The 20,556-nt window shown below is 54.5% G+C and carries 20 protein-coding genes and 1 pseudogene; 4 read left to right on the top strand and 17 right to left on the bottom strand.

Annotated elements, in window-relative coordinates; translation table 11 throughout:
- Positions 1 to 187: 187 nt before the first annotated feature.
- Genes hemG through pepQ form a run of 4 tightly spaced genes read right to left on the bottom strand, consistent with a single transcriptional unit; the run spans position 188 to position 4,169 of the window.
- Positions 188 to 721 (bottom strand): menaquinone-dependent protoporphyrinogen IX dehydrogenase, encoded by a 534-nt coding sequence (hemG, locus tag MUU46_RS01720; RefSeq protein ID WP_159761700.1) that lies wholly within the window; start codon positions 719 to 721, stop codon positions 188 to 190.
- Between the two features lie 11 nt (positions 722 to 732).
- Entirely contained in the window at positions 733 to 2,184 is a 1,452-nt protein-coding gene (gene trkH / locus MUU46_RS01715; RefSeq protein WP_159761699.1) for a Trk system potassium transporter TrkH, read from the bottom strand.
- A 39-nt stretch (positions 2,185 to 2,223) separates the two neighbouring features.
- Complete coding sequence (locus MUU46_RS01710) at positions 2,224 to 2,838, bottom strand: IMPACT family protein (RefSeq protein ID WP_258964577.1); 615 nt, start codon at positions 2,836 to 2,838, stop codon at positions 2,224 to 2,226.
- Positions 2,838 to 4,169: a Xaa-Pro dipeptidase gene (gene pepQ, locus MUU46_RS01705; protein WP_258964576.1), complete on the bottom strand. Its 1,332-nt coding sequence runs from the start codon at positions 4,167 to 4,169 to the stop codon at positions 2,838 to 2,840. The genes MUU46_RS01710 and pepQ overlap by 1 nt, the downstream gene beginning before the upstream one ends.
- Positions 4,170 to 4,358: 189 nt before the next feature.
- Between pepQ and fadB the strand changes: the two genes are divergently transcribed.
- Both fadB and fadA read left to right on the top strand, forming a co-directional pair.
- Positions 4,359 to 6,548 (top strand): fatty acid oxidation complex subunit alpha FadB, encoded by a 2,190-nt coding sequence (fadB, locus tag MUU46_RS01700; RefSeq protein WP_258964575.1) that lies wholly within the window; start codon positions 4,359 to 4,361, stop codon positions 6,546 to 6,548.
- Between the two features lie 9 nt (positions 6,549 to 6,557).
- Positions 6,558 to 7,721 carry an acetyl-CoA C-acyltransferase FadA gene (gene fadA / locus MUU46_RS01695; RefSeq protein WP_258964574.1) on the top strand — a complete coding sequence of 388 codons (1,164 nt, stop codon included), beginning with the start codon at positions 6,558 to 6,560 and terminating at the stop codon, positions 7,719 to 7,721.
- 207 nt (positions 7,722 to 7,928) lie between these two features.
- Here the strand turns inward: fadA and fre are convergent, their stop codons facing one another.
- Both fre and ubiD read right to left on the bottom strand, forming a co-directional pair.
- A complete protein-coding gene (fre, locus tag MUU46_RS01690) occupies positions 7,929 to 8,630 on the bottom strand; it encodes an NAD(P)H-flavin reductase (RefSeq protein WP_159761694.1) in 702 nt (233 codons plus the stop codon).
- A gap of 146 nt (positions 8,631 to 8,776) precedes the next feature.
- Entirely contained in the window at positions 8,777 to 10,273 is a 1,497-nt protein-coding gene (ubiD, locus tag MUU46_RS01685) for a 4-hydroxy-3-polyprenylbenzoate decarboxylase (protein ID WP_374684979.1), read from the bottom strand.
- Between the two features lie 160 nt (positions 10,274 to 10,433).
- Here ubiD and rfaH point away from each other — a divergent pair, with 160 nt between their 5' ends.
- Positions 10,434 to 10,922 carry a transcription/translation regulatory transformer protein RfaH gene (gene rfaH, locus MUU46_RS01680; protein WP_159761693.1) on the top strand — a complete coding sequence of 163 codons (489 nt, stop codon included), beginning with the start codon at positions 10,434 to 10,436 and terminating at the stop codon, positions 10,920 to 10,922.
- Positions 10,923 to 10,924: 2 nt separating this feature from the next.
- On the opposite strand, the gene tatD is transcribed toward rfaH, so the two are convergent.
- From tatD to udp, 9 genes and pseudogenes are all read right to left on the bottom strand, one after another.
- The gene (gene tatD / locus MUU46_RS01675) at positions 10,925 to 11,707 is read right to left on the bottom strand and encodes a 3'-5' ssDNA/RNA exonuclease TatD (protein ID WP_258964573.1); all 783 of its coding nucleotides are present in this window, start codon (positions 11,705 to 11,707) and stop codon (positions 10,925 to 10,927) included.
- A 39-nt stretch (positions 11,708 to 11,746) separates the two neighbouring features.
- On the bottom strand, positions 11,747 to 12,523 hold the full coding sequence (tatC, locus tag MUU46_RS01670) for a Sec-independent protein translocase subunit TatC (RefSeq protein ID WP_159761691.1): 777 nt from the start codon (positions 12,521 to 12,523) through the stop codon (positions 11,747 to 11,749).
- A 2-nt stretch (positions 12,524 to 12,525) separates the two neighbouring features.
- Positions 12,526 to 13,077: a Sec-independent protein translocase protein TatB gene (gene tatB, locus MUU46_RS01665; protein WP_159761690.1), complete on the bottom strand. Its 552-nt coding sequence runs from the start codon at positions 13,075 to 13,077 to the stop codon at positions 12,526 to 12,528.
- Positions 13,078 to 13,080: 3 nt separating this feature from the next.
- A complete protein-coding gene (tatA, locus tag MUU46_RS01660) occupies positions 13,081 to 13,344 on the bottom strand; it encodes a Sec-independent protein translocase subunit TatA (protein ID WP_110512090.1) in 264 nt (87 codons plus the stop codon).
- 76 nt (positions 13,345 to 13,420) lie between these two features.
- Positions 13,421 to 15,061 (bottom strand): ubiquinone biosynthesis regulatory protein kinase UbiB, encoded by a 1,641-nt coding sequence (ubiB, locus tag MUU46_RS01655; RefSeq protein ID WP_258964572.1) that lies wholly within the window; start codon positions 15,059 to 15,061, stop codon positions 13,421 to 13,423.
- Positions 15,058 to 15,663: a ubiquinone biosynthesis protein UbiJ gene (gene ubiJ / locus MUU46_RS01650; RefSeq protein ID WP_258964571.1), complete on the bottom strand. Its 606-nt coding sequence runs from the start codon at positions 15,661 to 15,663 to the stop codon at positions 15,058 to 15,060. The genes ubiB and ubiJ overlap by 4 nt, the downstream gene beginning before the upstream one ends.
- 12 nt (positions 15,664 to 15,675) lie before the next feature.
- The gene (ubiE, locus tag MUU46_RS01645) at positions 15,676 to 16,431 is read right to left on the bottom strand and encodes a bifunctional demethylmenaquinone methyltransferase/2-methoxy-6-polyprenyl-1,4-benzoquinol methylase UbiE (protein ID WP_159761687.1); all 756 of its coding nucleotides are present in this window, start codon (positions 16,429 to 16,431) and stop codon (positions 15,676 to 15,678) included.
- 66 nt (positions 16,432 to 16,497) lie between these two features.
- A pseudogene (gene rmuC / locus MUU46_RS01640) lies at positions 16,498 to 17,949 on the bottom strand (DNA recombination protein RmuC).
- A gap of 149 nt (positions 17,950 to 18,098) precedes the next feature.
- Positions 18,099 to 18,860: a uridine phosphorylase gene (gene udp, locus MUU46_RS01635; RefSeq protein WP_125353435.1), complete on the bottom strand. Its 762-nt coding sequence runs from the start codon at positions 18,858 to 18,860 to the stop codon at positions 18,099 to 18,101.
- Between the two features lie 254 nt (positions 18,861 to 19,114).
- Between udp and MUU46_RS01630 the strand changes: the two genes are divergently transcribed.
- A complete protein-coding gene (locus tag MUU46_RS01630; RefSeq protein WP_258964570.1) occupies positions 19,115 to 19,924 on the top strand; it encodes a dienelactone hydrolase family protein in 810 nt (269 codons plus the stop codon).
- 46 nt (positions 19,925 to 19,970) lie between these two features.
- Here the strand turns inward: MUU46_RS01630 and MUU46_RS01625 are convergent, their stop codons facing one another.
- Positions 19,971 to 20,297, bottom strand: a complete 327-nt coding sequence (locus MUU46_RS01625; protein ID WP_258964569.1) for a hypothetical protein — start codon at positions 20,295 to 20,297, stop codon at positions 19,971 to 19,973.
- Complete coding sequence (locus MUU46_RS01620; protein ID WP_258964568.1) at positions 20,294 to 20,425, bottom strand: hypothetical protein; 132 nt, start codon at positions 20,423 to 20,425, stop codon at positions 20,294 to 20,296. The genes MUU46_RS01625 and MUU46_RS01620 overlap by 4 nt, the downstream gene beginning before the upstream one ends.
- Positions 20,426 to 20,556 lie beyond the last annotated feature (131 nt).

Here is a 20,556-nt window from a genome sequence, read left to right as displayed (position 1 = left end):
AGTCAAGCGTTTATTTTCGCTTTTCTCTGTCAGGATTTCCTGAGAAACCCTTCTGACCCGGCGGCTAGCGTGCCGTTGTTCCGTGTCAGTGGAGGCGCATTATAGGGAGTTCTGACGAGACGGCAAGTATAAATTTGAAAAAAATCTCCGACTGCTCAAAATCCAGGCTTTGCGCCGTTTTTACGTTCTATTTGCGCACAAGTTGCGCGATTTCGTGGGCGAAATGGGCCACCTGCTGCCAATCGGTGTACACCACTTCTTTACTGGTATCCGTTTCTCCGCCCGTCATCTTCATAATGAGGCGAATCATAATACGGTCATACCAGTTATAACGTGGATAACGCAGTGCACCGGCGAATACTGCACTGAGATCAGGCTGCCACGGCGAGTCCAACAGGAACTTACGGGTATAGCTATTAGTCTGCGGTGTACGCTTCTCTGGCTTACGCGCCACCAGATTGACGGAATAGAACGCACTCGGCAGCTGCTTCAGTGCCTGCTGGTGCTTTTTCACAAAGCTATCCAAAGTCGAGTGGAAATGGCCATAACGAATCGAGGCTCCAATCACCACCCCATCATACTCTTCCCATGCAACAGTCTCTGCCCGGTGCAGGTTAACGACATCGACATCGAAGGCCTGCTCTTTCAATTCAGAGGCTAATGACGCGGCAATCTCACGCGTTTGCCCATCCCGAGTAGAAAAGAGAATCAAAATTTTCACAAACGCTCCTGTTATTCGCGCCAGAAAGTCGGTGTGAACAACACCAACAGAGTAAAGACTTCCAGACGACCAAACAGCATGTTGGCGATCAGGATCCATTTAGCGACCGGATTCATGCTGGCAAAGTTATCCGCCACTACGCCCAAGCCCGGACCGAGGTTATTCAGCGTGGCCACCACAGAGGCGAAAGCCGAGAAGTCATCCACGCCGGTCGCAATGATGGCCAACATGCTAACAATAAAGACCAGCGCATAAGCGGAGAAGAACCCCCACACCGCTTCAAGAATACGTTCCGGCAGCGCACGGTTACCCAGCTTGATGCTGTAAACCGCATTAGGATGCACCAGACGTTTTAGCTCACGGTTCCCTTGCTTAAACAGCAGCAGGATACGGATAACCTTCAGACCACCGCCGGTAGAACCCGCACAGCCGCCAATAAATGCAGAACAGAGCAATAGCACAGGCAGGAAAAGTGGCCAGCGCGCAATGCTGTCCGTGGTGAAGCCTGCAGTGGTCGCCATCGATACCACCTGGAAAAAGGCCTGGTTGAGCGTCGTCAGCGCCGAGGTATACACATCGTGAAGCACCAGCACCAGCGTACAGATGACCACTAGCGTCAGCTGCACACCAATGAACATGCGGAATTCCGGGTCACGCCAGTACACCTTCAGATTGCGACCGCTTAATAAAGAGAAGTGCAGACCGTAATTACAGCCGGAGATAAGCAAGAAGATGGCAATAATGGTGTTGATGGTCGGGCTGTTGAAATAACCGACGCTGGCGTCATGTGTTGAAAAGCCACCAATCGCAATCGTTGAGAAGCTGTGTCCGATGGCATCAAAGGCAGGCATCCCGGCGAACCAGAGCGCCAGCGCACAGGCCACCGTCAGTAATACATAAATGAGCCACAGGGTTTTCGCCGTTTCGGCAATGCGTGGCCGCATCTTATTGTCTTTCAGCGGCCCCGGCATTTCAGCCCGATAGAGCTGCATCCCACCGACGCCCAGAATTGGCAGAATAGCCACCGCGAGTACAATTATCCCCATCCCGCCAAACCACTGCAGCATCTGGCGATAAAAGAGAATGGCATGCGGGAGTGAATCCAGGCCCACCAGCGTGGTCGCGCCAGTCGTGGTCAGCCCGGAGAACGATTCAAAGAATGCATCCGTGATGGTCAGATTCGGCTGTTCCGAGAAGATAAACGGCAGCGCACCCACGCTACCCAGCACGGTCCAGAACAGTACTACAATCAAAAAGCCTTCGCGTGATTTCAGCTCGCCCTTTTGCTTACGGTTCGGCCACCAGAGCATTGAACCAATGGCCAGCGCCACAAAAAAGGTCTGCGTGAATGCTCGCCCCGCCCCGTCCCTGTATATCAACGCCACTAGTCCTGGAACAATCATCGTTCCCGAAAAAAGTATGACCAGCAGTCCAACGATTCGGGTAATGGCACGAAAATGCATCTCTGCCGCTTCCTTTGATAAGCAAAAAGTAGACCGGGATTATTCGCCAATCCGGCGTAATTGCAACGCACCACGGCTAAAATCAGCCAGTCTTATAGAAAAGGTCGGCACTTCGGCCTGCGGAAGCGCCACCCGAAGGTGCACCACGGCCTGATAATCACTGTCGACGATTTTGCCGGAGAATTGCGCCAACAGGCTTTCAACGCCCGAAAGCTGCCCGTACTCACACTGCAAAGTATATTCGGTCAACGGCGTCTTGCGTTGCGTTGTCAATTCAGCCAGCGCCTGATGCACGCCGCCTCCGTAGGCTTTCACCAGGCCACCGGTGCCCAGTAAGACCCCACCGTAGTAGCGAACCACCACCGCGGTGATTTCTCCAACGCCGCTGCCCATCAGCTGCGCGAGCATCGGTTTGCCCGCCGTACCCGCAGGTTCACCGTCGTCGGAAAAACCAAGTTTTTGCGAATCGTCAGGCGCCCCGGCGACCCACGCCACACAATGGTGGCGCGCATCCGGATGTTCCGCTCTGACCGATTCGACATACGCCTTCGCCGCTTCCACGCCATTGGTATGCGCAATTAACGTAATGAAGCGGCTCTTTTTGATCTCGTCGACCACACTCACCGGAGACGCCGGGATCAGCCAACTCTCCATCAGGCCAGCTTCAGATCTCGGGTCATGTTTTCAAGGCTATTCTCGTGAATAACCACGTTATCTTCGATACGCACCCCACCGAACGGCTTCATGGCCTCAATCTTCTGCCAATTGAAGTGCTTGCTATACTGCCCTTCACGCCACGGCGCCAACAGCGATTCGATGAAATAGATACCCGGCTCGATGGTCAACACCATGCGCGGTTGCAGAATACGGGTACAGCGCAGGTAAGGATATTTCGACGGCGCGGCAAGATGCGTGCCTTTATCATCCTGCATAAAGCCGGCTACGTCATGAACCTGCAGGCCTAGTGGGTGACCGAGACCATGCGGCATAAACGGCCCGGTCAGGTCATTTTCCACCATCGCCTCTTCGCTGATGTCGGTCACCAGTTGATGCTTACGCAGCAACTTCGCGATGCGCTGATGGAACTGAATATGGTAGTCCACGTAACTCACGCCCGCTTTCAGGGTGTCGATCAGCGCCAGCTGTTCGGCGGTGACGTCTTTAATCAGCTGCGCAAATTCGGTATCTGAATTTCCGGCCCAGGTGCGGGTCAGATCCGCAGCATAGCCGTTGTACTCAGCGCCCGCATCCAGCAGGAAGCTGCGCATTTCAGACGGCGCGCGGTGATCCAGTTTGGTGTAGTGCAGCACTGATGCATGTTCATTCAGCGCCACGATATTGCTGTAAGGCACATCGGTATCGCGATGACCGGTAGCAGTCAGGTATGCGAGGTTAATATCGAACTCACTCATGCCGGACAGGAACGCTTCCTGCGCTGCCTGATGACCATTCACCGCCATTTTCTGCGCTTCACGCATGCAGGAAAGTTCGTAGTCTGTTTTGTATGAGCGATAATAATGCAGGTAATCAATCACCCCTTTCGGGTTGATATTGGCGGCGGTAATGTCCAGCCCCAGCGCACGTTCAGGCACCGGTCCGATGTACGCAATATTGCCACGGGCAGCAGGCAGTTGGCTTCCAATGCCATCCGCTTTTGGCAGCGCAATCACTTCTACGTCTTCGGTCCAGAAAGAGGTCGGCAGCGGTTCTACGTTGTGCCAATAATCTACCGGCAGATAGAACCATAACTTGGGTTTATTGACGCCATCCACCAACAGCCAGCAGTTTGGTACCTGCGTCACAGGCACCCAGGCCTTAAATTGTGGGTTTACTTTGAACGGGTATGGATGATCGTCAAGGAAGACATTGAGCAGTTCGCCGGAATGAATCAACAGCGCATCGAGCTTAAAGCGGTCCAGTACGTCGCGCGTGCGTTCCTGCAACGTACCAATATGATTTTTATAGAGTGTAGCCAGTGATTCCATGTTTTACCCTTCTGTCTTTTTGACCCTAATTCCCCGCATCTTAGCACATCGGTTTCACCCTGCGCGATTTCTGCCAAGCGTGATCCAGACGTCATTTTCTTAAAGAGTAATTTGCATTTTATTAACATAAAATCCACACTCCGTCTCATCTGGTAAGACCAGTAACCATACTGGATTCAGGAGACTGACATGCTCTACAAAGGCGACACCCTGTACCTCGACTGGCTGGAAAATGGCATTGCCGAACTGGTGTTCGATGCCCCCGGCTCGGTCAACAAGCTTGATACCGCAACCGTAGCCAGCCTCGACCAGGCGCTGGACGTCCTCGAAAAACAGCCTGATCTCAAAGGCCTGTTGCTGCGCTCTGAAAAAGCCGCTTTTATTGTCGGCGCAGACATCACCGAATTCCTGTCACTGTTCCAGGTTCCGCCGGAACAGCTCAGCCAGTGGCTGACTTTCGCCAACAGCGTCTTTTGCCGTCTGGAAGATTTGCCGGTACCTACCCTTTCCGCGGTAAACGGTTACGCGCTGGGTGGCGGCTGCGAATGCGTACTGGCGACCGACTATCGCCTGGCAACACCTGACCTGCGTATCGGTCTGCCAGAAACCAAACTCGGCATCATGCCGGGCTTCGGCGGTTCTGTTCGTTTGCCGCGTTTGCTCGGGGCCGATAGCGCCCTGGAAATTATTGCCGCCGGGAAAGATGTCGGTGCCGAAGAAGCGCTCAAGCTCGGTCTGGTTGATGGCATCGTGAAGCCAGAAAAGCTGCGCGAAGGGGCAATCGCGATTCTGCGTCAGGCCATCATCGGCGACTTAGATTGGAAAGCCAAACGCCAGCCGAAGCTCGACCCGCTGAAACTCAGCAAAATTGAAGCCACCATGAGCTTCACTATCGCCAAAGGCATGGTGATGCAAACGGCAGGCAAACACTATCCGGCACCGATCACCGCCGTCAAAACCATTGAAGCCGCGGCACGCTTAGGTCGTGACCAGGCGCTGGTGCTTGAAAATCAGAGCTTTGTACCGCTCGCCCATTCGAATGAGGCCCGTGCGCTGGTCGGGATTTTCCTGAACGATCAGTTTGTAAAAGGTCAGGCGAAGAAACTGACCAAAAACGTCGACACCCCGAAACAGGCCGCCGTACTCGGCGCCGGGATCATGGGTGGCGGCATTGCTTACCAGTCAGCCTGGAAAGGCGTGCCGGTTATCATGAAGGATATCAATGATAAATCGTTGACCCTCGGGATGAACGAAGCCGCCAAGCTGCTGAATAAACAGCTGGAACGTGGAAAAATCAACGGCCTGAAACTGGCGAATGTGATTTCTACTATTCACCCGACGCTCGATTACGCCGGTTTCGAACGCGTCGACGTCGTGGTTGAAGCGGTCGTTGAAAACCCGAAAGTGAAAAAAGCGGTGCTGGCGGAAACCGAAGAGCACGTTCGCCTTGATGCAGTGCTGGCGTCAAACACCTCGACGATTCCTATCAATGAACTGGCGAGTGTCCTGAAGCGCCCGCAAAACTTCTGCGGGATGCACTTCTTTAACCCGGTGCACCGCATGCCACTGGTTGAAGTTATCCGCGGCGAGCAAACGTCTGACGAGACGATAGCGAAAGTGGTCGCTTGGGCGAGCAAAATGGGTAAAACGCCTATCGTGGTCAACGACTGCCCAGGCTTCTTCGTGAACCGTGTGCTGTTCCCTTACTTCGCCGGATTCAGCCAGCTACTGCGTGATGGCGCCGACTTCCACAAAGTCGACAAAGTCATGGAAAAAGTATTCGGCTGGCCAATGGGCCCGGCGTATCTGCTGGACGTGGTCGGTATTGATACCGCACATCACGCTCAGGCGGTGATGGCAGCCGGTTTCCCGCAGCGTATGCAAAAAGATTACCGCGACGCCATTGATGCCCTGTTTGATGCCAACCGCTACGGCCAGAAAAATGGCCTCGGTTTCTGGCGTTATAAAGAAGACAGCAAAGGTAAGCCGAAGAAAGAAGAAGACCCGGCGGTTGAAGTGCTGTTGGCAGACGTCAGTCAGGCGAAACGTGACTTTAGCGACGACGAGATTATCGTCCGCATGATGATCCCAATGGTCAACGAAGTGGTGCGCTGCCTTGAAGAAGGCATTATCGCAAGCCCGGCAGAAGCCGATATGGCACTGGTTTACGGCCTTGGCTTCCCTCCGTTCCACGGCGGCGCATTCCGCTGGCTGGATACGCTCGGCAGTGCGAAGTACTTCGACATGGCGCAGCAGTATCAGCATCTCGGCCCGCTATATGAAGTGCCGGAAGGTCTGCGCAGCAAAGCACGTCACAACGAAGCATATTATCCACCGGTTGAACCTGCCCGTCCGGTGGGTGAGCTGAAAACGGCTTAAGGAGTCACAATGGAACAGGTTGTCATTGTCGATGCAATTCGTACCCCGATGGGCCGTTCAAAAGGCGGCGCATTCCGTAATGTACGGGCGGAAGATCTTTCCGCCCATCTGATGCGTAGTCTGCTGTCCCGCAATCCAGCGCTGGATCCTGCCACGCTCGACGATATTTACTGGGGCTGTGTGCAGCAAACGCTGGAGCAGGGTTTCAACATTGCCCGCAACGCGTCGCTGCTGGCAGAAATTCCACATAGTGTTCCGGCGGTCACTGTGAACCGTCTTTGCGGTTCATCCATGCAGGCGTTGCATGATGCAGCGCGCATGATCATGACCGGTGATGCGCAGGCGTGTCTGGTCGGCGGCGTGGAACACATGGGCCATGTGCCAATGAACCACGGCGTTGATTTCCATCCCGGAATGGGTCGCAGCGTAGCGAAAGCCGCTGGCATGATGGGTCTGACCGCGGAAATGCTATCCCGTATTCATGGCATAAGTCGTGAAATGCAGGATGCGTTTGCCGCGCGGTCCCACGCTCGTGCCTGGGCCGCGACTCAGTCCGGTGCGTTTAAGAATGAAATCATCCCAACCGGCGGTCACGATGCCGATGGGGTGCTGAAGCAATTTACCTGGGACGAAGTGATCCGCCCGGAAACCACCGTGGAAGCGCTGGCCGCTCTGCGCCCGGCGTTCGATCCGGTGACCGGCACGGTAACGGCGGGCACCTCCTCGGCGTTGTCCGATGGTGCTGCTGCGATGTTGGTCATGAGTGAAAGTCGAGCCCGTGAACTGGGGCTGAAAGTACGCGCTCATGTTCGTTCGATGGCCGTTGTCGGCTGCGACCCGTCGATCATGGGCTACGGCCCGGTTCCGGCGTCTAAACTGGCGCTGAAAAAAGCCGGACTTTCGGCCAGCGATATTGATCTGTTTGAAATGAATGAAGCGTTTGCCGCGCAGATCCTGCCATGCATTAAAGATCTGGGGCTGATGGAACAGATTGATGAGAAGATCAACCTCAACGGGGGGGCGATCGCCCTTGGTCACCCGTTAGGTTGTTCAGGCGCGCGTATCACCACCACCCTTTTGAATCTGATGGAACGCAAAGACGCCCAGTTTGGTCTGGCGACGATGTGTATCGGTTTGGGTCAGGGGATTGCGACGGTGATTGAGCGGGTCTAATGAACAAAGACGGGGCGATGCCCCGTCTGACAGGATTATCTCAAAACCATTGCCACCAGAACAAGGCGGCAAGTAAACGAGTCCCGATGAGCTTACATAAGTAAGTGATTCGGGTGAGAGAACGCAGCCAACGCAGTTATAGTGGCAATGGTGAAGAGAGAATTTAGTTGCCGTTTTTCCCGCCTGTCAGGGGCGGGTTTTTTATGTCTAGATAAAGGCAAACGCATCGCCGAAGAGGCGATCTTCACGAGCACCACGCTCATTACAGAACAGGTCGCGGGCGATTTTCGCCATCTCGAAACGGCCGGCAATGTAAATGTCATGCTCCGCCAGCGTGCCGTAATCCTGCAATACCGCCGTCAGAACGGTGCCTGAACGACCACGCCAGCCGTCTTCCGGCTGTTCAACCACCGGCTCAACGCGCAGATTCGGGTGCGTCACCGTCAGCGCTTCCAGCTCAGGCAAATCATAAAGATGCTTCTCTTCACGTCCGCCCCAGTAAATCGCGATGTCACGATTCGGGTTCTGTGCCAGCGCGGTCAGCAGAATTGAACGCACATAGGAGAAGCCTGTCCCACCGGCGATCAGCACCAGCGGACGCTCATCATCTTCGCGCAGCCACGCTTCACCGTGAGGAATATCGACCACAACTTCACGTTCTTTGAGAATACGGTCCATCACCGCCATCGCGTACAGATTCAGCTCGGACGCGCCGATATGCAGCTCAATACTATTCTGCTCGGCAGGCGTAGACGCCATCGAGAACGGACGCTTATCGCGCTCGTCCATTACCACCATCAGATACTGGCCCGCGCGGAAGGAAAAGACCGCTTCCGGTTCTAAACGAACGCGGTATACCGTGTCGGTAATGGCATCTACCGAAGTGACTTTACAGCTTAAGGTTGTCATGCGCTCCCTCTGTCGGGTCTATATGCCTCTTTGTTGGCTGCCTTCGTTCACCCCGTTACAGAGTTATCTCTGCTCCCGGGGATTCACGCCATTGCCGCCTCGACGCATTCTGAATAATTTCGTGTCTTAATGTCTAACGGCGCACGTCAGGCGCTTTTACCGTCATTAAAGATGGCCAGCTCATCCCAGATAGCGTCAATTCGCGCCGTCACTTCAGGATCTTTTTTGATCGGACGTCCCCACTCGCGTTGGGTTTCACCGGGCCATTTATTCGTGGCATCCAGCCCCATTTTCGACCCTAAACCGGAAACCGGTGAGGCGAAGTCCAGATAATCAATCGGCGTATTTTCTACCAAAACCGTATCACGGGCCGGGTCCATACGCGTAGTGATGGCCCAGATAACGTCGTTCCAGTCACGGGCGTTAACGTCGTCATCGCAGACAATCACAAACTTGGTGTACATAAACTGGCGCAGGAATGACCACACGCCCATCATCACGCGCTTGGCGTGTCCGGCATACTGTTTTTTCATCGTCACGACGGCCAGGCGATAAGAACACCCCTCCGGCGGCAGATAGAAGTCGACGATTTCCGGGAACTGCTTTTGCAAAATGGGCACGAACACTTCATTCAGCGCCACGCCCAGCACCGCAGGCTCATCCGGTGGACGACCGGTGTACGTCGAATGATAAATCGCATCTTCACGCTGCGTCACGTGGGTCACGGTAAATACCGGGAAGCTGTCGACTTCATTGTAGTAACCGGTGTGATCGCCGTACGGACCTTCTGGCGCGACTTCACCCACCTCGATATACCCTTCCAGCACGATTTCCGCACTCGCCGGGACTTCAAGGTCGTTCGACAGACACTTCACCACTTCGGTTTTGGTGCCGCGCAGCAGGCCTGCAAAAGCGTATTCCGATAGGGTATCCGGCACTGGTGTGACAGCGGCCAAAATCGTCGCCGGATCGGCACCGAGCGCCACGGAAACCGGGAAACGTTCACCCGGATGCGCCGCGCACCACTCCTGGAAATCCAGAGCGCCGCCGCGATGGGAAAGCCAGCGCATGATAAGTTTGTTTTTGCCAATCAGCTGCTGACGATAAATCCCGAGATTCTGCCGCTCTTTGTGCGGCCCGCGTGTCACGGTTAAACCCCAGGTGATCAGCGGCGCAGCATCTTCCGGCCAGCAGGTCATGATAGGAATTCGGTTTAAATCGACGTCATCGCCCTGGGTAACTTTTTGCTGGCAAGGTGCACCGCGCAGACGTTTGGTCGGCATGTTAAGCACTTGCTTAAACTGCGGCAGCTTGTCGTACAGATCGCGGAAGCCTTTTGGTGGCTCCGGCTCTTTCAGGAACGCCAGCAATTTCCCCACTTCACGCAATGCGGTCACGTCTTCCTGGCCCATGCCCATCGCTACGCGCTTAGGCGTACCGAACAGGTTGCACAGCACGGGCATATCGTATCCCTTAGGATTTTCGAACAGCAACGCCGGGCCCCCCGCACGCAAAGTGCGATCGGCAATCTCGGTCATTTCAAGGAAGGGATCGACCGGCAGGGAGATGCGTTTAAGCTCGCCCTGTTGTTCCAGCTGTGTCAAAAAGTCGCGCAAATCGTGGTATTTCATGGGGTCAGTCATGGCCTCTTTGTAAGCGCCTCATTATACGGCGTTCAGCCGCTGGATGCTGTAATTTTGTTAAATTAGCGTGAAGTACTGGCTTCCATAAGAGGCAACAATCCCTTTCGCTATCGCGCCTGGCTTTTGATATGCTTTCCTGAGAATGTCGAGAAGAGTCATTATGCAAGCCTGGTATTTACTGTACTGCAAACGTGGGCAACTTCAGCGCGCCCAGGAACATCTTGAACGCCAGGCGGTCAACTGCCTGATGCCCACTATTGCGTTGGAAAAAATCGTACGCGGTAAACGCACAACCGTGGATGAACCTCTGTTTCCAAACTATCTTTTCGTCGAGTTTGACCCGGAAGTCATTCATACCACAACCATTAACGCGACGCGCGGTGTCAGCCACTTCGTCCGTTTTGGTGCGCAACCCGCCATGGTGCCTTCCGATGTAATTCACCAGCTGTCCGTTCACACACCGGAAGGAATTACTGACCCGGAAACGCCCTACTCGGGTGACGGCGTAGTGATCACAGAAGGGGCTTTCGAAGGGCTGGAGGCGATTTTCACCGAGCCCGACGGCGAAGCCCGTTCCATGCTGCTCCTCAACCTGCTGAACAAGCAAGTTTTACAGAGCGTGAAAAACACCGATTTCCGCAAAATCTGAATTCAAAACTCTATCCCAAACAGCGCTTTTACGTTCCGATCGGTGGCATCTGAAAGCGCCTGTGCACCTTCGCCACGCCAGTGCGCGATGCGTTCCAGAATGTGAGACAGATGCGCAGGTTCGTTGCGACGCGATGACGGCTTCGGTGATAAATCACGCGGCAGCAGCCACGGTGCGTCGGTTTCAACCAGTAAACGATCTGCCGGGATAAACGGCAATAACTCACGCAGTTCCAACCCTCGACGTTCATCGCACACCCAGCCCGTAATGCCGATATATAGCCCGTTCGCAAGGCATTCATCGAGCTCTTCCCGCGTGCCGGTAAAACAGTGCAATACGGCACCAGGCAGCTTATCGAGCCACGGTTTGAGTAAGGTGATAAACCGTTCGTGGGCATCACGACAGTGCAGAAACACCGGCATATTCAGTTCAGCGGCCAGCGCCAACTGCGCACTAAACGCGGTTTCCTGCTCCTGCGGTGTTGAGAAATTACGGTTAAAATCGAGGCCGCATTCACCCACCGCAACCACTTCCGGTTGCTGCGCCAGACGATGGATGGCCTCAGCCACGTGCGGCGCCCAGTGGCTGCTATCGTGCGGATGAACGCCTGCGGTAGACCAGCAGCGCGCAAACTGTTTCGCCATCTGCTGGGCTGCTGCGCTTTCTTCCAGATTGGTGCCGGTAATCAGCATCCCGTTAAGGCCGGCGGAAAACGCGCGGGACACCACCTCATCGCGATCGCGGGAAAACTGAGAACTGGTGAGGTTAACGCCAATATCAAACATAGTGACTCCCAAATAAGAACCGCCCTTGCGGGCGGCTGATTACTCTTCTTTCTCGGCAGCGTCTTCTTCCGCTGCGGCGTCATCGTCACGCGACATTCGCTTACCTGTGTAGAAACGGGCGAAGAAGACCCCCACTTCGAACAGGCAGTACATCGGAATGGCGAGCAGCGTTTGCGAGAACACATCCGGCGGCGTCAGCAGCATACCGATAACGAAAGCCGCAACCAGAACGTAAGGACGTTTTTTACGCAGGTCATCCGGGGTGGTAACGCCAACCCAGCACAGCAGAACGATGGCCACCGGGACTTCAAACGACACACCAAAGGCCATAAACAGCGCCATGACAAAATCGAGATAGCTGCGGATATCCGTCGAGACCTGCACGCCGATCGGCGCGGTATGCGTCAGGAAACCAAACGCCAGCGGGAACACCACGAAGTAGGCGAAGGCCATGCCGATATAGAACAGCAGCGTACTGGATACCAGCAGCGGCACCACCAGACGACGCTCGTGTTTATAGAGCGCCGGTGCGATGAAAGCCCAGACCTGATAGAGGATTACCGGCGCCGACAGGATAACCGAGACCATAAAGGTCAGCTTAATCGGCGTGAAGAATGGCGACGCCACATCGGTGGCAATCATTGTTGCACCGGCAGGCATTTGCTTTATCAGCGGCGCGGCCACCAGATGGTATATATTGTTGGCGAAATAGACCAACGCCAGAAAAATCACGAATACCGCGATGATGCAGTTGATGAGGCGCTTACGCAGCTCAATCAAATGTGTGATCAGCGGTTGAGTCTGTTCTACGCCCATGTTTACGGTTTATCGCTGGTTGCAGGGGATGATTCAGAAGCCGGTGCGGCAGCAGCCACCGGCGCTTTCATCTTCTCCTCAGAAACAACAGTTTCCGGGGCTTTATCGATGGTTTCAGCAGAAACGGCAGGCGCTTGCGCTTCAGCACTGGCCTGATGTTCAGGTGTAACCGGCGTGACGCCTTCGCGCTGTGCTTCGCTACCTTTCACCACCGGATTATGAATGGTATTGGCTTCGTCGCTGCTGCGCTCAGGATCGTGTTGCGTGTAGGAACGCTTCATGGATTCTGCCGCATCACGCAGCTCGTCCATGGACTCCTTCAGCTCCGGTGAGAGATTGCCCAAACTCGCTTTCTCAACTTTCTTCAGGCTGTCCTGAAACTCCTGGAGTTTAAGCTCCTGGGCCAGTTCGTTTTGCACGGTGGTAGCCAGCGAGCGAATCGCCCGGATCCAGCCAGCCACCGTTTTTACTGCCACCGGCAAACGTTTTGGCCCGAGAACAATCAGGCCAATCACGAATACCAGAATCAGTTCACTGAAACCAATGTCGAACACGAATTACACCTGCTCTTTATCGTGGCGTTTTGCGTCGTCTTTGCTGGCGTCATCCTGCTTTTCAGACAGTGATTTCGCAGGGAAATCGGCGTCTTCAGCGGATGTCTCTTTCTTTTCCTGTTTGTCGTCTTCATCACCCATGGCTTTTTTAAAGCCCTTGATAGACGCTCCCAGGTCAGAACCCAGTGAGCTCAGCTTTTTCGTCCCGAAAAGCAGAACCACGATAACGACGACAATCAACAACTGCCAAATACTGATACCACCCATACATGTTCCTCTGTGTCAGATGATAGTGAATTCACTGACGTGTAGCTTACACGCCTTCGTCTGAATGATGCAAAAATCAGCGACCTTTAAACCAGCCAACCACCCAGGACAGGACGCCAGCGCCCATAAGCCAGGCAGGCTGTAATCCGAGATCCGGACGGGTAATCAACAACAGTGTTCCGCTAAGCATAAATACAGCACCCACGCCGAACAGATAACGGGATTGCCCACGTCGGGTATGACCGGACTCCATGTCGTGGGCAATTTTATCAATGCTTCGCTGGAGACTTTTGCCCTGGCGCAAACTGTCGTAAATCAGTTCCGGCATTTCCGGCATTTTTTCGATCCAGAACGGCGCTTTTTCTTTAAACGCACGCACCAGCGCCGGCAGGCCGACCTGATCTTTAATCCATGCCTCAAGGAAAGGTTTCGCTGTCTTCCATAAGTCTAACTGAGGATAGAGCTGGCGGCCTACCCCCTCAACGTAAAGTAGTGTTTTCTGAAGTAAAACAAGCTGCGGCTGAACTTCCATATTAAAGCGGCGCGCGGTGTTAAACAGATTCAGCAGAACATGGCCGAAAGAGATTTCCGCCAGCGGTTTCTCGAAGATAGGTTCACACACCGTGCGAATCGCAAATTCAAACTCTTCAACGTTGGTGTCCGGCGGTACCCAGCCAGAATCCACGTGCAGCTCCGCCACTTTGCGGTAATCGCGATTAAAGAAAGCAATAAAGTTTTCAGCCAGATAGCGCTTATCTTCCTTGTTCAGCGAGCCAACAATCCCGCAGTCAATGCCGATATACTTCGGATCTTCCGGGTGTTCGTAGCTGACAAAAATATTGCCGGGGTGCATATCGGCATGGAAGAAGCTGTCGCGGAAAACCTGAGTGAAGAATACCTGTACGCCGCGTTCGGCAAGCAGTTTCATGTTGGTATTCTGCTTTTCCAGGGTCTCAATATCTGACACCGGAATGCCATAAATGCGCTCCATCACCAGCATATCTTCACGACAATAGTCGGAATAGACTTCCGGGACGTAGAGCATCGGGCTGTCTTCGAAATTGCGGCGCAGCTGGATGGCATTGGCGGCTTCGCGCAGTAAATTCAGCTCATCAAGCAGCGTTTTTTCATACTCACGCACCACTTCCTGCGGACGCAGACGGCGGCCATCGGGCAGCAGACGCGGCACCCAACGTGCGAGACGATAAATCAGTTTCATGTCCGCTTTGATAGTCGGCAGAATATCCGGGCGGATAACCTTGATGACCACCTCTTTGCCGTTTTCTTTCAGACGCGCCGTGTGCACCTGGGCGATAGAAGCGGACGCCAGCGGCTCAACGCTGAAATCGTCGAACCAACTATCAACGGGAATATCACCCATCGATTTTTCGATTTGCTGCTGCGCGAGTTTGCCGTCAAACGGCGCAACGCGGTCCTGCAACATTGCCAGCTGATCGGCGATTTGAAGCGGAAAGAGATCGCGACGGGTAGAAAGCATCTGGCCGAATTTAATCCAGACTGGGCCGAGCTCCTGTAAGGCAAGGCGTAAACGCTCGCCTAGCGGCAGGTCTTTGTGGCGATTTGGCATCCAAAACAACATCCGCCGCCAGATACGAAGCGGCAGGGTGATACGCATTTTGGGAATGAGCTCATCAAGCCCGTAACTCAAAAAGGTGTGGATGATAAAATACAGGCGCCGAATTTCCCCTGGCGTCATTTCCCCTCCAGTTTATCCAGCCGTTTGGTTAATGCCTCAACGCCACGCGCAACGGCGTCGCTCTCTTCGGCAAACCAGGCCACTTCCAGCGAGCCGGGCGCCATGCGCCACTCTTCGGTAATGACTTCAGACACATAGCGCTGATGACGTTGCAGCCCGCGTTGCAGGAATTTCGCCCCGCCGCGCAGTATTTTACTGACGCCTTCCGCCGCGATATCGCCGGTATACGGCGCCAATAGTTCAGCAGGATCGAATTCCGCCAAATCCGCCAGCGCGACAAAATTTTGCACCACCTGCAGGTCGCCCTGCACTTCGAGGTCGCCCGAACGAATCAGAGTGGTTAACTGCTGACGGTTGCGTAACTGCGGCAACACGCCAAGGCGAGTACTTACCGTGCAGTCCGCCTCGCCTTCCCACGCACCCAGGACGTCAATCTGCTGCTCGCTAAAGGCCAGCACCAGCGGCGATGTGAACTCTTTCAGCTCAACGAGCAGCACCTTGCCCAGCAGACGCTGACGGGCAGATTTTAACGCGCGCTCGCGCCATAAAAAGGTATTAAGCGCACCTTCAATACCCGCGGTAACTAAAGGTTGAAAAGGCATGGAGAACTCCTGTCAGAACTTATAACCGCGATGCAGCGCGACGATACCCGCCGTCAGATTGTAGTAATCCACGCTGTCAAAACCGGCATCCTGCATCATCGCTTTCAGGGTGTCCTGATTGGGGTGCATACGGATGGATTCTGCCAGATAGCGGTAGCTCTCACCGTCTTTTGCGACCATCTCTCCCACACGCGGCAGCACGTGGAATGAGTAGGCGTCGTAGGCTTTGCTCAGCGGATCGAGAATGGGTTTGGAGAATTCCAGAACCAGCAGACGTCCGCCCGGCTTCAGCACACGGTACATCGAGCGCAGCGCTTTTTCTTTATCGGTGACGTTACGCAGGCCAAAGGAGATGGTGATGCAGTCAAAGGTGTTGTCCGGGAAGGGCAGCGCTTCTGCGTTTGCCTGAACGTATTCCACGTTCCCGACCACGCCGATATTACGCAGCTTTTCGCGGCCCATTTTGAGCATTGATTCGTTGATATCAGCCAGTACGACGCTGCCTGTTTCGCCAACAAGACGGGAGAATTTCGCCGTCAGGTCACCGGTGCCTCCGGCTAAATCCAGCACTTTTTGCCCGCGACGAACGCCGCTGCAGTCAATGGTAAAGCGCTTCCACAAGCGATGGATACCAAACGACATCAGGTCGTTCATGACATCATACTTAGCGGCAACAGAATGGAATACATGTGCCACCATGTCTTCTTTCTGCGATTTGGCTACAGTCTGGAAGCCAAAGTGCGTCGTTTCTTGTGAATCCTCAACCATCTCAATGTCTGCCTATCAAGAAAATGTTCGGCGAGTGTAACAGATTGGGCGCATTTCCCCTATGCCTCAACCGCGCTGAGAAACGCGAGAAAGCTCAGTTTCAGAAGGTTCGTCAGAGGTCGAGGTACGCGCTTCGCTTTCATCAAATGGGCTGTCGTCGAGCGCAAAATTCTCTTCCTTCTCGGTGGCTTGCTACACCAAATCGGGGTTAATTTCTCGTTTCACCTCAACCCCTAAGCCACGGAATGATTCAGCCTGCGCCAGAAGATTTCCGCGACCGGATGCGAGTTTTTTCATTGCCTGGCGATAGTTGTCCTGCGCTTTATCCAGCCCCTGCCCGATAGCAGACATATCATCAACAAACAGGCGCATTTTGTCGTACAGACGACTGGCACGATCGGCTATCTGCTGGGCATTGCGGCTCTGGTGCTCATAGCGCCAGAGGTTGGCAATGGTGCGCAGGGCCACCAGCAGGGTAGTCGGGCTGACCAGCATGATGTTGTTTTTTAGCGCTTCGGTGATGAGTTCTGGCTGTCGGTCGAGGGCCAACAAAAATGCGGGCTCTACAGGAATGAACATCAGCACATAGTCCAGAGAACGCAGGCCCGGTAGTTGTTGATAATCTTTGCGGCCCAACAGGCGAATATGGTTACGTACCGAGGCAATATGCTCCTGCAGCGCGGCTTCGCGGATGTAATCATCTTCGGCGTTGAAGTAGCGCTCGTAGGCCACAAGGGTCATTTTGGCGTCGATCACTACGTCTTTGTCCTGCGGCAGACGGACAATCACATCGGGCTGCATACGGGCGCGGGTATCGGTTTCGATACTGACCTGCGTCTGGTATTCATGGCCTTCGCGCAGGCCAGAGGCTTCCAGCACGCGGGTGAGCACCACTTCCCCCCAGTTGCCCTGAGTTTTGTTATCGCCTTTTAGCGCTTTAGTCAGATTGACCGCTTCCTGGGTCATCTGCGCATTCAGCTGCTGGAGATTACGAATTTCATGGGCCAGGGTGTGGCGCTCCTGCGCCTCTTTACCGAAGCTGTCCTGCACTTGACGACGAAAGCCGTCGAGCTGCTCGCGCAGCGGCGTCAACAGACCGTGCAGGCTCTGGCGGTTCTGTTCATCCACCCGGCGATTGCTGTGCTCAAAAATGCGATTGGCGAGGTTTTCAAACTGCTCGCTCAGACGCTGCTCGCTGTTCACCATCTGGCGAATTTTGTCTTCCGCGTGCAGCTGCGTGGATTCCAGGCGGGTGCTCACTTCGCGCAAATCGGCTTCCAGCGAGGTGTTAATTTCCCGCAGGCTGCGCAGCTCGTTGTTCAGCAGTTCACACTCGTCACGCCAGTGGGCATTTTGCGCCAGCTGCTGCTTCGCCGCGTTGAGTTCAATGTCGAGTTCATGCCGCTCTTCAATGAAATCGGCGCGCAGCCTGTCGGCATGGGATTTACTGGCTAACCAGCTAAACGCCGCCCCGACAATCAGCGCTGCTACTGCGCTTAAAATGATTGAGATGTCCACCCTTCCCCCTGCTTCAACAACGTATCGGCACAACAGAATCTAATTGTTAAGTGTGCTGTATAAATGTCCAGCTGAAAAGGGTTTTCCTGCGAGGATATGCGCAAAATAAAAAAGGCCGAACGCGTCGGCCTTTTTCATCGAGAAGGGAATTACAGCAGGCGGCGTGCCGCTTCGACCACGATTTTCACCGCGTGGCTTTCGGTTTTCTTCATGGTTTCCGCGTTCGGGATTTCTTGCTGGGTACGGTTGACGATGACGCCTGCAACCATGCCCGCGCGCAAGCCCTGGCTGGAACACATGGTCAGCAGGGTGGCGGATTCCATTTCATAGTTCATCACGCCCATCGACTGCCACTCTTCCATCGAACCTTTATAACGGTTAACGACGCGGCCGGAGAAGGTGTCGTAACGTTCCTGGCCTGGGTAGAAGGTGTCGGAAGATGCGGTCACACCGATATGGGTCGTGGCGCCCACAGATTTGGCGGCTTCCACCAGCGCGGTGGTACAGGCGAAATCAGCGACAGCCGGGTATTCCATCGGCGCGAAGTGCAGGCTTGCACCGTCAAGGCGAACGGATGCGGTGGTCACGAGCACATCACCGACGCTGATGTTTGGCTGAATTGCGCCGGTGGTGCCCACGCGCAGGAAAGTACGAATGCCCAACTGGGCCAGTTCTTCAACCGCGATAGAGGTGGATGGACCGCCGATACCGGTGGAACACACGATGACCGCTTTGCCATCAAGCTCTGCACGCCAGGAGGTGAATTCACGATGTGATGCCAGCTTGACCGGCTTATCCATCAGCGCGGCGATCTTTTCCACACGCTCCGGATCGCCCGGGACGATAGCGAGCGTTGCCCCTTGTAAATCGTTCTTGGTGAGGCCGAGATGAAAAACATCAGACGTAGACATAAAAAACTCCTCTCTGGGTCGAGTTGTCAGCAGAAGCAAAAACGCACTTTACCGAAGCTTTGGACACATTTTCGTGACACCTGTCACTATGAATGAAAAAGTTTGCATTGAATTTCTTATAAACAGTGATTTACATCACATTAACAAGTGATAACGATAACCACTGCACATAAGATAGCCGTTTTCTGGCACTGTGAATTGTTAACCTGCGGGCTATATTTACCTTTGCGCTAATGGATGGGACGGAGAATGCCATGACCAACAAACAACCCGGCTTTGCACCGGCTGCAGAACCGCACGCATCAACCTCAATTCTGACACCTGAAGACGTCATCATCGCGGGTGAAACCTCTATTCCGTCGCAGGGTGAAAATATGCCTGCGTTTCACGCTCGCCCGAAAAATGCCGATGGCCTGCTGCCGGTCGTGATTGTGGTGCAAGAAATTTTCGGCGTGCACGAGCATATTCGCGATATTTGCCGACGTCTGGCTGTGGAAGGCTACCTGGCGATCGCGCCGGAACTCTATTTCCGTCAGGGCGATCCGAATGATTATGCCGATATCCCAACGCTGTTCAGCGGCCTGGTCTCGAAAGTGCCGGATGCCCAGGTGCTGGCCGATCTCGATCACGTTGCCAGCTGGGCTTCACGTAACGGCGGCGACGCCAGTCGTCTGCTGGTCACCGGTTTCTGCTGGGGAGGACGTATCGCGTGGTTGTACGCTGCGCATAATCCGCAGTTGAAAGCCGCGGTGGCGTGGTACGGAAAACTGGTGGGTGAAAAATCGATAAATTCGCCGAAGCATCCGGTCGATATCGCCATCGATTTAACCGCGCCGGTGCTGGGTTTGTACGGCGGGCAGGATACGGGCATTTCGCTCGAGAGCGTAGATACCATGCGTCAGGCGTTACGGGCGGCAAACGCCAAAGCCGATATTATTGTTTACCCGGAAGCCGGACACGCATTTAACGCTGACTATCGCCCGAGCTATCACGAAGAGTCCGCCAAAGACGGCTGGCAGCGTATGCTGGCGTGGTTTGCGCAGTACAGCGGGAAGAAGGGATAACGATTTTCAGACTGCCCGGCAACGCTGCCGGGCAAATGCCAAAGTATTATTGTTTGACGATCAACGGCGTTTTCAACTGATCCACCAGCAAATACACCAGATCGTGCAGTAACCCCGCCAGATCCTGCGCATTTCGTGCCAGGAGCGTGTTTCCGCTCAACGCCAGGGTTAACGCCTGCGCATAGTCCAGCATAAATTCTGAATCCTGCCAGCACTCCGGTACGCTGGAGAGGGGCACCGTTTGCGTCGTCAGTTGACGGACAATCCACTCGGGTAAATCTTCTACGCAACGTTGGCGCAGTACCGTGAGTGCGTGCGCTAACCGCCCACACAGTGCCTGCCGGTAATATTCATCTTCACATTCCACCATCACGCTAACGAACGTGGCGCAGAGATCGGCGGTAGTGAAAGATCGGCTGAGCCGGATAGCGGAATATCGAGGACGTCCTGGATTTCTTGCAGATCGTCCTCAGAGAGAGTTGGGCTTGAAAAAGTAGTCATAAGGTAGCTTCCATGTATGTATCGGAGAAGCCACCACTGGAGTTCCTACGCTCACAGGTGGTGACGCTGACGGGGGTAGGAATACCGGCATACATGGACCCGGCCAACCTTTCGGTTGCCCCGCCAGCGTC

The organism is Scandinavium tedordense (genome assembly GCF_024764965.1).
Lineage (GTDB): Bacteria > Pseudomonadota > Gammaproteobacteria > Enterobacterales > Enterobacteriaceae > Scandinavium > Scandinavium tedordense.
The sequence above is the reverse complement of the archived record's forward strand: the minus strand, read 5'-3'. Positions and strand labels throughout refer to the sequence as shown.